The organism is Pseudomonas sp. P5_B2 (assembly GCF_056400445.1).
The window spans coordinates 1-10860 of sequence record NZ_JBFULH010000127.1 but is presented as its reverse complement, the minus strand read 5'-3'; the positions used below and the strand labels follow the sequence as shown (position 1 = coordinate 10860).

General features: G+C 60.4%; 11 protein-coding genes and 1 riboswitch. Of the genes, 9 read left to right on the top strand and 2 right to left on the bottom strand.

All coding sequences use genetic code 11. The annotated features are described in order from the left end of the window. The first annotated feature begins 64 nt into the window (after positions 1–64). The 3 genes from hda (at position 65) to AC1DRJ_RS12880 (ending at position 2337) form a co-directional block, all read left to right on the top strand. A complete protein-coding gene (hda, locus tag AC1DRJ_RS12890; protein WP_010456804.1) occupies positions 65–769 on the top strand; it encodes a DnaA regulatory inactivator Hda in 705 nt (234 codons plus the stop codon). Positions 770–1010: 241 nt separating this feature from the next. Beyond that, the gene (locus tag AC1DRJ_RS12885; protein WP_477802486.1) at positions 1011–1637 is read left to right on the top strand and encodes a C40 family peptidase; all 627 of its coding nucleotides are present in this window, start codon (positions 1011–1013) and stop codon (positions 1635–1637) included. 166 nt (positions 1638–1803) lie between these two features. Continuing rightward, positions 1804–2337: a C40 family peptidase gene (locus AC1DRJ_RS12880; protein WP_477802485.1), complete on the top strand. Its 534-nt coding sequence runs from the start codon at positions 1804–1806 to the stop codon at positions 2335–2337. A 33-nt stretch (positions 2338–2370) separates the two neighbouring features. Here AC1DRJ_RS12880 and AC1DRJ_RS12875 read toward each other — a convergent pair whose 3' ends face one another. Continuing rightward, the gene (locus AC1DRJ_RS12875; protein ID WP_477802484.1) at positions 2371–3684 is read right to left on the bottom strand and encodes a PQQ-dependent sugar dehydrogenase; all 1314 of its coding nucleotides are present in this window, start codon (positions 3682–3684) and stop codon (positions 2371–2373) included. Positions 3685–3750: 66 nt separating this feature from the next. Further along, a complete protein-coding gene (locus AC1DRJ_RS12870; RefSeq protein ID WP_477802483.1) occupies positions 3751–4335 on the bottom strand; it encodes a hypothetical protein in 585 nt (194 codons plus the stop codon). Positions 4336–4492: 157 nt separating this feature from the next. Further along, positions 4493–4725: riboswitch (cobalamin riboswitch) on the top strand. Positions 4726–4806: 81 nt separating this feature from the next. Here AC1DRJ_RS12870 and cobO point away from each other — a divergent pair. Genes cobO through AC1DRJ_RS12840 form a run of 6 tightly spaced genes read left to right on the top strand, consistent with a single transcriptional unit; the run spans position 4807 to position 10800 of the window. Further along, positions 4807–5418 (top strand): cob(I)yrinic acid a,c-diamide adenosyltransferase, encoded by a 612-nt coding sequence (cobO, locus tag AC1DRJ_RS12865; RefSeq protein WP_027922439.1) that lies wholly within the window; start codon positions 4807–4809, stop codon positions 5416–5418. Continuing rightward, the gene (locus AC1DRJ_RS12860; RefSeq protein ID WP_477802482.1) at positions 5415–6815 is read left to right on the top strand and encodes a cobyrinate a,c-diamide synthase; all 1401 of its coding nucleotides are present in this window, start codon (positions 5415–5417) and stop codon (positions 6813–6815) included. Before cobO ends, AC1DRJ_RS12860 begins: the two co-directional genes overlap by 4 nt. After that, positions 6812–7462, top strand: a complete 651-nt coding sequence (bluB, locus tag AC1DRJ_RS12855; RefSeq protein WP_477802481.1) for a 5,6-dimethylbenzimidazole synthase — start codon at positions 6812–6814, stop codon at positions 7460–7462. Before AC1DRJ_RS12860 ends, bluB begins: the two co-directional genes overlap by 4 nt. After that, positions 7459–8367 (top strand): adenosylcobinamide-phosphate synthase CbiB, encoded by a 909-nt coding sequence (gene cbiB, locus AC1DRJ_RS12850; RefSeq protein ID WP_477802480.1) that lies wholly within the window; start codon positions 7459–7461, stop codon positions 8365–8367. The genes bluB and cbiB overlap by 4 nt, the downstream gene beginning before the upstream one ends. Next, positions 8360–9352, top strand: coding sequence for a threonine-phosphate decarboxylase CobD (gene cobD, locus AC1DRJ_RS12845; RefSeq protein WP_477802479.1), 993 nt, complete (start codon positions 8360–8362; stop codon positions 9350–9352). The genes cbiB and cobD overlap by 8 nt, the downstream gene beginning before the upstream one ends. Then, the gene (locus AC1DRJ_RS12840) at positions 9349–10800 is read left to right on the top strand and encodes a cobyric acid synthase (protein ID WP_477802478.1); all 1452 of its coding nucleotides are present in this window, start codon (positions 9349–9351) and stop codon (positions 10798–10800) included. The genes cobD and AC1DRJ_RS12840 overlap by 4 nt, the downstream gene beginning before the upstream one ends. The last annotated feature ends 60 nt before the right edge of the window (positions 10801–10860 follow it).

Sequence of the window (10860 nt, the reverse complement as noted above, 5' to 3'; positions counted from 1 at the left end):
GGTATAAACTTCGCAAACTTTACACAGAGGTCACTAACGGTTCCTTTGGAACTGTTCAGTCAGCATGAAACCGATTCAGCTGCCCCTAGGTGTGCGTCTGCGTGATGACGCTACCTTTATCAATTACTACCCAGGCGCCAATGCCGCAGCACTCGGCTATGTCGAGCGGCTTTGCGAAGCCGACGCCGGGTGGACCGAAAGCCTGATTTATCTCTGGGGCAAGGACGGGGTAGGGCGTACGCACCTGTTGCAGGCGGCCTGCCTGCGCTTCGAGCAGTTGGGGGAGCCGGCGGTGTACTTGCCATTGGCCGAGCTGCTTGATCGTGGCATCTCCATTCTCGATAACCTCGAACAATACGAGCTGGTCTGCCTGGATGATTTGCAGGCGGTTGCAGGTCGGGCGGATTGGGAAGAGGCGCTGTTCCATCTGTTCAATCGCCTGCGCGACAGCGGTCGTCGCCTACTCATCGCCGCGTCGACCTCACCGCGTGAATTGCCGGTGAAGCTGGCGGACTTGAAGTCGCGTTTGACCCTGGCCCTGATCTTTCAGATGCGCCCGCTTTCCGATGAAGACAAATTGCGCGCTTTGCAATTGCGTGCATCGCGTCGCGGCTTGCACCTGACCGATGAAGTCGGGCATTTTATTTTGACCCGCGGCACTCGCAGCATGAGTGCGCTGTTCGAGTTGCTTGAGCGTCTCGATCAGGCCTCTCTTCAAGCTCAGCGCAAGCTGACCATTCCTTTCCTGAAAGAAACCCTGGGTTGGTAACAAAAGCCTGGTAACGAAAGCCTGTAAACCCTAAGCCTGGCAGGGGTTTTGGCATATTTMAGGCGTCAGGAAATCCGCTTTCCTGCAGGGTGGCAGGCTGCGCGAGTGTCTAAAACGGGCTTAAGCGCTTAGATGTAAACGAGAAACTGATAAGTCACATAAAGTTCGATTGAATTTGCAAATGAGGATGATAGTGGGCATAGTCTCGGCTTCTTTATAACTATCAGCCACGGTCGTGCCCATGCTAAAGCGCTTCGCACCCCTCGTGCCTCTCGCACTCGTCACCCTGTTGTTCGGTTGCGCTGCTCACTCCCCAGTGTCCCAGCAAGAGCAGCAACAGCAGGTTAAAAACACACTTAGCACAAAGTCTTCTTCCGTTCTTTTTCAGGAAGAGCTTGCCACCGATAAAGAACTGGCTGACTTTGCGGACGGCAAGTCGTACAAACTTCCGGTTCTGGCCGACAGCATCCTCRAACGTGGCATGTCCCTGATCGGTACCCGTTACCGTTTCGGCGGTACTTCTGAATCTGGTTTCGATTGCAGCGGCTTCATCGGTTATCTGTTCCGAGAAGAAGCTGGCATGAACCTGCCACGCTCCACTCGCGAAATGATCAACGTGGACGCGCCACTGGTAGCTCGCAGCGCGCTGAAGCCAGGCGACCTGCTGTTCTTCGCCACCAACGGTCGTCGCGGCCGCGTCAGTCACGCCGGGATCTACCTGGGCGACAACCAGTTCATCCACTCCAGCAGCCGCAAAAGCGGTGGTGTTCGGGTCGATAGCCTGGGTGACAGCTACTGGAACAAGACCTTCATCGAAGCCAAGCGCGCCCTTGCGATGGCCCCGACCGTGGTCACCGCTCGCAAGTAAGCGTACAAATTGTAAGGTGAACTTAAAGTCTTACTTGAAGTTTGCCATATAGCCGCTAGAATTCTGATCTACTAATGATGGCAAACCGCCTGCGCCTAGCGCAGGCGGTTTTCTTTTCTGCACACCCGGCAGAAAAAAGCCGCAGCCAGATCAGGATGTTCTGCTTATGACGATGTCGGCCCGCCTCGTACTCCTGTTCTTCGCAGCGCTGCTCAGCGCCTGCGCCAGCCGCACCCCGCCTGCACCGGTGGTTCGCGCGCCCATTATTTTCGGTAATCCACAATCCTTTTCCCCCGAAGCAGAAGACGTACTGTTCCGCGCGCTCGGCCTGGTGGGAACGCCGTACCGCTGGGGTGGCAACACGCCGGATGCGGGATTTGATTGCAGCGGGTTGATCGGCTATGTCTACCGTGATGTTGCCGGCATTTCCCTGCCGCGTACCACGCGCGAGATGATCAGCATGCAAGCCGCCAACGTGGGCAAGGAAGGCCTGCAAACCGGTGACCTGATTTTCTTCGCCACCAATGGCGGCTCGCAGGTCAGCCATGCCGGGATTTACGTTGGCGAAGGCCGCTTCGTGCATGCGCCAGCGACTGGCGGCACGGTGAAGCTCGACAGTCTGTCTAAAGCCTATTGGCAGAGGGCATACCTGAGCGCCAAGCGCGTTCTGCAGCCCCAGCACCTGGCCCACAATCCCTAGTCACAGCGCTGCCCCCCCTGTAGGAGGTTGCCGTTATTTGGCTGCGGTCACGCGCCACACCTTGTTCCCGACATCGTCGGCCACTAGCAAGCCGCCCTGTTGATCTATCACCACACCGACCGGCCGGCCCCTGGCTTCTTCGTCTTCATTTAGAAAACCTGTCAGCACATCCACCGGTTGCCCGGCCGGTTTCCCACCCGCAAACGGCACGAAAATGACCTTGTAGCCACTGTGCGGTTGACGGTTCCATGAGCCGTGCTGGCCAATGAACGCGCCTTCCTTGAATTGCGCGGGCAAGGTGTTGCCTTCAGCGAACGTCAGGCCCAGCGATGCCGTGTGCGGACCCACCGCGTAGTCCGGTTTGATGGCCTTGGCCACCAGGTCAGGATTTTGCGGCTCGACACGAATGTCGACGTGTTGGCCGTAGTAGCTGAATGGCCAGCCATAGAACCCGCCATCCTTGACCGAGGTGATGTAGTCCGGCACCAGATCGCTGCCGATTTCGTCCCGCTCGTTGACCGCTGTCCACAGCGCACCGCTGCGGGGTTCCCAGGCCAAACCGTTGGGATTGCGAATTCCGGAAGCGAATATCCGGTGATTGCCGGTGGTGCGGTCCACTTCCCAGATCGCTGCGCGGCCTTCTTCCTGGTCCAGGCCGTTTTCACCGACGTTGCTGTTGGAACCGACCGTGACGTACAGCTTGCTGCCATCCTTGCTGGCGATGACGTTTTTGGTCCAGTGATGGTTCAGCGTGCCCCCCGGCAGATCAACCACTTTGATCGGCGGCGATTTGATCGTCGTGTCGCCGCTTTCATAGTGAAAACGCAGCAAGCGGTCGGTGTCGGCCACGTACAGGTCATTGCCGACCAGCGTCATGCCAAAGGGCGAATTGAGGTTTTCCAGAAAAACCGTGCGGGTTTCGGCGATGCCATCGTGGTCCTTGTCACGCAGTAGCGTGATGCGGTTCGGGCTGGGGACGGTAGCACCGGCGCGGCTCATGGCTTTACCCATGACCCAGCCACGAATGCCTTTACCGTCATCGGGTTTGGGTGGCGCGTTGGTTTCGGCCACCAGCACGTCACCGTTGGGCAGTACGTAGAGCCAGCGCGGGTGATCGAGGCCTTCAGCGAAGGCCGCTACTTGAGTCCCGGCGGCAGCGGTGGGTTTCGCACCGTCTGGCCAGCCGATTGCCTGCGCGACATTTACCGTCGGGATCAGGGTTTTATTCGGTTCGGGCAGCTTGGGAGACGGGCCGGTGCCGTCGGAGACTTGCAGGCGGGAGGTTTCACCACAGGCGGCAAGCCCTCCGGCGAGCACGATGACGAGAACAATCGGGGACTTGCGCATGCTGGTCTTCCCTATGAGAGCAGTGTCTTATTCATAGAGAAGATAAACGGCGCGATGGTTCAACCGTCAGCCGTGAGCTTCCTTGAACAAGACAGCGATGCCCGGGTGATAGTGGCCGGCTTCGTTACGCAACTTGCGGTAGGCGTAAGGGAAATACCAGGCTACCGCGCAGCAACGTTCCTTTTGCAGGTCGTCGACCATGTCCTGAAGTTCTTCCGGGGTGGCGCTCTGCATGGCTTTTTGCGGTGCCACGAACAGGCAGCCTAGTTTCAGATCGCTGGCGTAGCTGAGGCGTTTGGCGTMGGCGGTGATGTCTTGCAGTGCCTGAGTCAGGTTCAGGCTGTTGACCTTGGGCCAGCGTTGAGTGACCTGAAGATAGGCGCGCTGATCGGTGGTCGCAATAAACAGATCGGCGCGGGCGTTGCGTTCGCCTTCTTCGATCTGTTTGCGGGTCGGTGTGTTTTGCAGTGTGACCATTTCCGCCATCCACGCCGCGGTAGAGAGCAAGCCAAGGTTGGCCTTTTCGTCATGCCAGAAAGGCGCTTCGTTATCGCCGCGAGTCGTGTTGTAGCGGTCGATACAGTCAAACCAGCGTTCCAGCACCGGCCGCAGGAATTCCAGCTTCGGATTGCTGATGATCATGCCTTGCATGTTGCTCACCCTTGTATTTGTGTTGTTGTTGGGTTGTGGCTCTTTGATATCACTGTCGGCAGAGTGCCGCAAGATTGACGTCAGTAAATTGAGCGGCGGCAGTATATCGCTCACCGCGGCTTTGTCTTCATTTGACGCTCCACCCCCAACCCTCTAACCTTCGCGGCTTGTTTCAGGTGCTCTGTGGCAGTAGCCGACAGAGTGAAACAGGGAAGCCGGTGAGTGACGATCGTCAAACGACGAATCCTCACGATCCCGGCGCTGCCCCCGCAACGGTAAATGAGTGAAGACTGCGCCTTGAGCCACTGTGTCAATTTCGACATGGGAAGGCGCGCAGTCAGGCGAAAGCCGCTCATGAGCCCGGAGACCGGCCTGATTCATTCAGCGGCATCACGGTGGGCGATGCCAGGCTTCTTGCCGTCTTTTCTTGTGCCTGCCCGCCGTTATCCAGCCTCAACGGAGAGCTCCCCCATGACCGATACCCCTGATCGTGACGAACGTCATTTGGCGCGTATGCAGCGCAAAAAAGCCGTGATCGACGAACGCATCGCCAATTCCCCGAACGAATGCGGCTTGCTGCTGGTGCTGACGGGCAACGGCAAAGGCAAAAGCAGTTCGGCGTTCGGCATGCTCGCCCGTTCCATGGGCCACGGCATGCAGTGTGGTGTGGTGCAATTCATCAAGGGCCGCAACAGCACCGGCGAAGAACTGTTCTTCCGCCGCTTCCCGGAGCAAGTGCGTTTCCATGTCATGGGCGAAGGCTTTACCTGGGAAACCCAGGACCGCCAGCGTGACATTGCCGCTGCCGAAGCCGCCTGGGCAGTGTCCCGCGAATTGCTCAGCGATCCGTCCATCGGTCTGGTGGTGCTGGATGAATTGAACATCGCCCTCAAGCACGGCTACCTCGATCTCGATCAAGTGCTCAGCGATTTGCAGGCGCGCCCGCCGATGCAGCACGTTGTAGTGACCGGTCGCGGCGCCAAGCCGGAAATGATTGAACTGGCCGACACCGTCACTGAAATGGGTGTGATCAAGCACGCGTTCCAGGCCGGGATCAAAGCGCAAAAAGGCGTCGAGCTGTGAGTCAACCACGTCATTGCCCGGCGGTCCTGATTGCCGCGCCGGCTTCCGGTCAGGGCAAGACCACTGTCACCGCCGCGCTGGCCCGTTTGCATCGCAATCAGGGGCGCAAGGTGCGCGTGTTCAAATGCGGCCCGGACTTTCTTGACCCGATGATTCTCGAGCGCGCCAGCGGTGCGCCGGTGTATCAACTGGACATGTGGATGGTTGGCGAGCAGGAAAGTCGTCGACTGTTGTGGGAAGCCGCCGCTGAAGCCGACTTGATCCTCATTGAGGGCGTCATGGGGCTGTTCGACGGTACGCCGTCCAGCGCCGACCTGGCGCGGCACTTTGGTGTGCCGGTGCTTGCGGTGATCGACGGCACCGCCATGGCCCAGACCTTTGGGGCGTTGGCGTTGGGCTTGGCGAAGTATCAGCCGGATTTGCCGTTTGCCGGCGTGTTGGCCAACCGTGTTGGCACCTTGCGTCACGCGCAATTGCTCGAAGGCAGCCTGACGGAAGGTTTGCGCTGGTACGGCGCTTTGTCGCGGGAAACCGGGATCGAATTGCCAAGTCGTCACTTGGGGCTGGTTCAGGCCAGTGAGCTGAATGATCTCGATCTGCGTCTCGATGCGGCGGCCGATGCGCTGGCCAGCAGCTGCGAAGTGGCATTGCCGCCGGCGGTCGAATTTGCAGCCCCGGATGTGATCGCGGCCGAACCGTTGCTCGCGGGTGTGCGAATTGCTGTGGCCCGTGATGAAGCGTTCGCGTTCACCTACGGCGCGAGCCTGGATTTGCTGCGAGCCATGGGCGCCGAACTATCGTTCTTCTCGCCGATCCGCGACAGCGAATTACCGGCGGCCGACAGCCTTTATCTGCCGGGCGGTTATCCGGAATTGCACCATGTGACGCTGTCACAAAACACCTCGATGCTGAATGCGATTCGCGCACACCATGCAGCGGGCAAACCGTTGCTCGCCGAGTGTGGCGGCATGTTGTATCTGCTCGACTCATTGACTGATGTCGAAGGCACTCGCGCCGAACTGGTGGGTTTGCTTAAAGGCGATGCGGTGATGCAAAAGCGTCTCGCGGCGCTGGCATTGCAAGCGGTCGAACTGCCGGAAGGTGCGTTGCGCGGGCACACGTATCACCATTCGCTGACCAGTACCGAGCTTGTGCCGATTGCGCGGGGACTGAGTCCGAATGGCGGGCGAGGGGCCGAGGCGGTTTATCGTGAGGGGCGGATGACGGCTTCTTATGTGCACTTTTATTTTCCGTCCAATCCATCGGCGGTTGCCGCATTGTTTGCGCCAGACCTTGAGGCCACCTTCGCGAGCAGGCCCGCTCCCACATTAGCAAGTGGTCTACCTGAAGGAATGCGGTCAAATGTGGGAGCGGGCTTGCCCGCGAAGAGGCCATGACTGACAACGCATTCAGTCAGGCCGAACGGGACGCGGTCTACCGCACCATCGCCGAACGCCGCGACATGCGTCACTTCAGCGGCGGCACCGTTGAGCCCGAACTATTGCGACGCCTGCTCGAAGCCGCGCATCAAGCACCCAGCGTCGGCCTGATGCAGCCCTGGCGCTTCATCCGCATCAGTGACCGAGCCCTGCGTGGCAAGATCCAGTCGCTGGTGGAAGCAGAACGCATCCGCACTGCCGAAGCCCTTGGCGAGCGCACCGACGAATTCATGAAGCTCAAAGTCGAAGGCATCAACGACTGCGCCGAGGTGCTCGTCGCGGCGCTGATGGACGATCGCGAGCGCCACATCTTCGGCAGGCGCACCTTGCCGGAAATGGACATGGCCTCGTTGTCCTGCGCGATCCAGAACCTCTGGCTGGCCTCTCGCGCGGAAGGCCTGGGCATGGGCTGGGTGTCGCTGTTCGAGCCGCAAGCGTTGGCTGACCTGTTGGGCTTGCCGGCCGGGGCCAAGCCGTTGGCGGTGCTTTGTCTGGGGCCGGTCAAAGCATTCTATCCAGCGCCGATGCTGGTGCTCGAAGGGTGGGCGCAAGCGCGTCCGCTCAGCGAGTTGCTGTATGAAAATTATTGGGGAGTGAAGCAATGAGTGTGGCGTTATTGAGTGTCGCCGCGGTTGCGCTGGACGCGCTGCTGGGTGAGCCCAAACGCTGGCATCCGCTGGTGGCGTTCGGCCGTTTTGCCGAGCGCATCGAGCAACGTTTCAATGGCGGTGGTCGCGGCTGGCGCAGCCATGGCGTCACCGCGTGGGTGCTGGCGGTGCTGCCGCTGACCTTGCTCGCCACGGCATTGTCCTGGGCGCCTTATGTCGGTTGGGTCGTCGAGATTCTCGCGCTGTATTGCGCCCTCGGCATGCGCAGCCTCGGTGAACACGTCGAGCCGGTGGCCAAAGCCCTGCGCAGTGATGACCTGGAAGAGGCGCGCACACGTGTGGGCTATCTGGTCAGCCGCCAGACCAGTGAACTGGATAAAACCGAAGTCGCCCGTGCGGCCACCGAATCCGTGTTGGAGAACGGCAGCGATGCGGTGTTCGCTGCGCTGTTCTGGTTTGCCGTGGCCGGCGCGCCCGGTGTGGTGCTCTACCGTTTGAGCAACACACTGGATGCGATGTGGGGTTATCGCAATGAACGTTTCGAGCGATTTGGTTGGGCAGCGGCGAAGATCGACGACGTCCTCAACTACATTCCCGCACGCTTGGTGGCGTTGACCTACGCGCTGCTGGGCAAAACCCGCCTGGCGTTGAAATGCTGGCGTACCCAAGGCCCGACCTGGGACAGCCCGAATGCCGGCCCGGTAATGGCGGCGGGCGCCGGTGCTTTGGGCGTCGAGTTGGGCGGGGCGGCGATTTATCACGGTGAACTGCATCAGCGTCCGCAACTGGGCGAAGGCGTGCCCGCGGATGCCGATTCAATTGACCGTGGCTGGCAATTGGTTCAGCGCGGGGTATGTTTATGGTTGTTGATTCTCTGCGTGGGGGCTGAATTTTATGCTTGAGCACGGTGGTCGATTGCGCAAGGCGGCGCGCGAATACGGCATCGCAGAAGCCGATTGGCTCGACTTGTCCAGCGGCCTGGCGCCCTGGCCATTTCCGGTCCCGGACATTCCGCTGCGCGCCTGGGCACGTTTGCCGGAAACCGGAGACGGCCTGGAGCAGGCGGCCTGCGACTATTACAGCGCAGCTCAAGTGCTGCCGGTCGCCGGTTCGCAAATGGCCATCCAGTTACTGCCGCGTTTGCGGCGTTCCGGCAAGGTCGGCGTGCTGTCGCCGTGCTACGCCGAACACGCCGAAGCCTGGCGACGCTGTGGCTACATCGTGCGTGAGGTGCTGGAGCAGGAAGTCGATTTCTTTATCGACAGCCTCGACGTGCTGGTGGTGGTCAACCCGAACAACCCGACCGGCCTGAGCCTGACCCCGAGTCGTCTGCTCGATTGGCACACCCGACTGGCCTCCCGTGGTGGCTGGCTGGTGGTGGACGAGGCGTTCATGGACAACACGCCGCAGTTGAGTGTGGCGCCGTTTACCCATCAGGTCGGCTTGATTGTGTTGCGTTCGTTCGGCAAGTTTTTCGGTCTGGCCGGTGTGCGGCTGGGGTTCGTGCTGGCGGAACGCAAACTGCTCAACTTGCTCGCCGAGCAAGTCGGGCCATGGGCGGTCAGCGGGCCGAGCCGAGTGATCGGCCAGGCCTGTCTGCTGGACACCGAAGGTCACACTCGCCAACGCCAGCGCAGCGAAGAGGCCAGCGCGCGTCTGGCACGGCTGCTTGAGCAGTTCGGATTCAAGTCGCAGGGTGGATGCGCCTTGTTTCAATGGCTGATCACCGACCAGGCCGAGCAACTGCATGGGTTCATGGCTCGGCAGGGGATTTTGCTGCGCTTGTTCCCACACAACAGCAGCCTTCGCTTTGGCTTGCCTGCCGACGAGGTGGACTGGACACGCTTGGCGCAAGCCTTTGAAGCCTACGTCAAGGAAACCCAATGACGACATTAATGGTGCAGGGCACCACGTCTGACGCCGGTAAAAGCACACTGGTGACGGCGCTGTGTCGCTGGGTGGTGCGCCAGGGCGTGCGCGTCGTGCCGTTCAAGCCGCAGAACATGGCGCTCAACAGCGCGGTGACCGCTGACGGTGGTGAAATTGGTCGGGCTCAAGCGGTGCAGGCCCAGGCCGCCAACCTTGAGCCGCACACCGACATGAACCCGGTGCTGCTCAAACCCAACAGCGACACCGGCGCCCAAGTGATCATTCATGGTCGCGCGGTCACGACCATGAACGCCGTCGCCTATCACGACTACAAAGCCATCGCCATGCAAGCGGTACTGGCCTCCCACGACCGCTTGAGTGCGGCGTATCCGGTGGTGATGGTTGAAGGCGCGGGCTCGCCGGCCGAGATCAATCTGCGTGCCGGCGATATCGCCAACATGGGCTTTGCCGAAGCGGTGGATTGCCCGGTGGTGTTGATTGCCGACATCAATCGCGGCGGAGTTTTCGCGCATCTGGTGGGCACGCTGGAGTTGCTGTCGCCGACCGAACAGGCGCGGATCAAGGGCTTCATCATCAATCGTTTTCGTGGCGACCTCGCCTTGCTGCAGCCCGGCCTCGACTGGCTCGAAGAGCGCACCGGCAAACCGGTGATCGGTGTTCTGCCGTACGTGATGGACCTGCACCTGGAAGCCGAAGACGGCATCGATCAGCGCCAGGCCGACAAGGCCGACCAGGTACTCAAAGTGCTGGTGCCGGTATTGCCGCGCATCAGCAACCACACCGACTTCGATCCACTGCGCCTGCATCCGCAAGTGGACCTGCAATTCGTCGGCCCCGGCCAGTCGATTCCGCCGGCCGACCTGATCATCCTGCCCGGCTCGAAAAGCGTGCGCAGTGACCTCGCTTTTTTGCGGGCCAATGGCTGGGATTCGGCGATCAGTCGCCATCTGCGCTATGGCGGCAAAGTGCTGGGGATTTGCGGTGGTTTGCAAATGCTCGGTGAACAGGTACATGACCCCTTGGGTCTGGAAGGTGCACCGGGTGCCAGCGCTGGTCTGGGGTTGCTGGCATTTGAAACGCAGCTCGAAGAAGAGAAGCAGTTGCGCAATGTGCGCGGTCGTCTGACCCTGGAAGATGCTGCCGTCAGCGGCTATGAAATCCATGCGGGCGTGACGACCGGGCCGGCGTTGGAAAACGCTGCCGTGCAGCTGGACGATGGTCGCTGCGATGGTGCGCAAAGTGTGGATGGGCAGATATTCGGCACGTACCTGCATGGCCTGTTCGAGTCGCCGGCGGCGTGCAGTGCGCTGTTGCGTTGGGCGGGTTTGCAGAATGTGCAGGACGTGGATTACCACGCGTTGCGCGAGCGCGATATCGAGCGGCTGGCGGATCTGGTGGAGCAGCATCTGGATACTGGGCTGCTGCGTGAACTCTGCGGGATATAGGGTGCTTTTGCTGGCCTCTTCGCGAGCAAGCCCGCTCCCACATTWGATCTCCAGTGAACA

What these genes read in the sequence shown, in the direction of transcription:
- AC1DRJ_RS12875 (WP_477802484.1), bottom strand. Translation starts at nt 3,684, where the DNA reads ATGCGCAAGTCCCCGATTGTTCTCGTCATCGTGCTCGCCGGAGGGCTT.
- hda (WP_010456804.1), top strand. Translation starts at nt 65, where the DNA reads ATGAAACCGATTCAGCTGCCCCTAGGTGTGCGTCTGCGTGATGACGCT.
- cobD (WP_477802479.1), top strand. Translation starts at nt 8,360, where the DNA reads ATGCTTGAGCACGGTGGTCGATTGCGCAAGGCGGCGCGCGAATACGGC.
- bluB (WP_477802481.1), top strand. Translation starts at nt 6,812, where the DNA reads ATGACTGACAACGCATTCAGTCAGGCCGAACGGGACGCGGTCTACCGC.
- AC1DRJ_RS12840 (WP_477802478.1), top strand. Translation starts at nt 9,349, where the DNA reads ATGACGACATTAATGGTGCAGGGCACCACGTCTGACGCCGGTAAAAGC.
- cbiB (WP_477802480.1), top strand. Translation starts at nt 7,459, where the DNA reads ATGAGTGTGGCGTTATTGAGTGTCGCCGCGGTTGCGCTGGACGCGCTG.
- cobO (WP_027922439.1), top strand. Translation starts at nt 4,807, where the DNA reads ATGACCGATACCCCTGATCGTGACGAACGTCATTTGGCGCGTATGCAG.
- AC1DRJ_RS12880 (WP_477802485.1), top strand. Translation starts at nt 1,804, where the DNA reads ATGACGATGTCGGCCCGCCTCGTACTCCTGTTCTTCGCAGCGCTGCTC.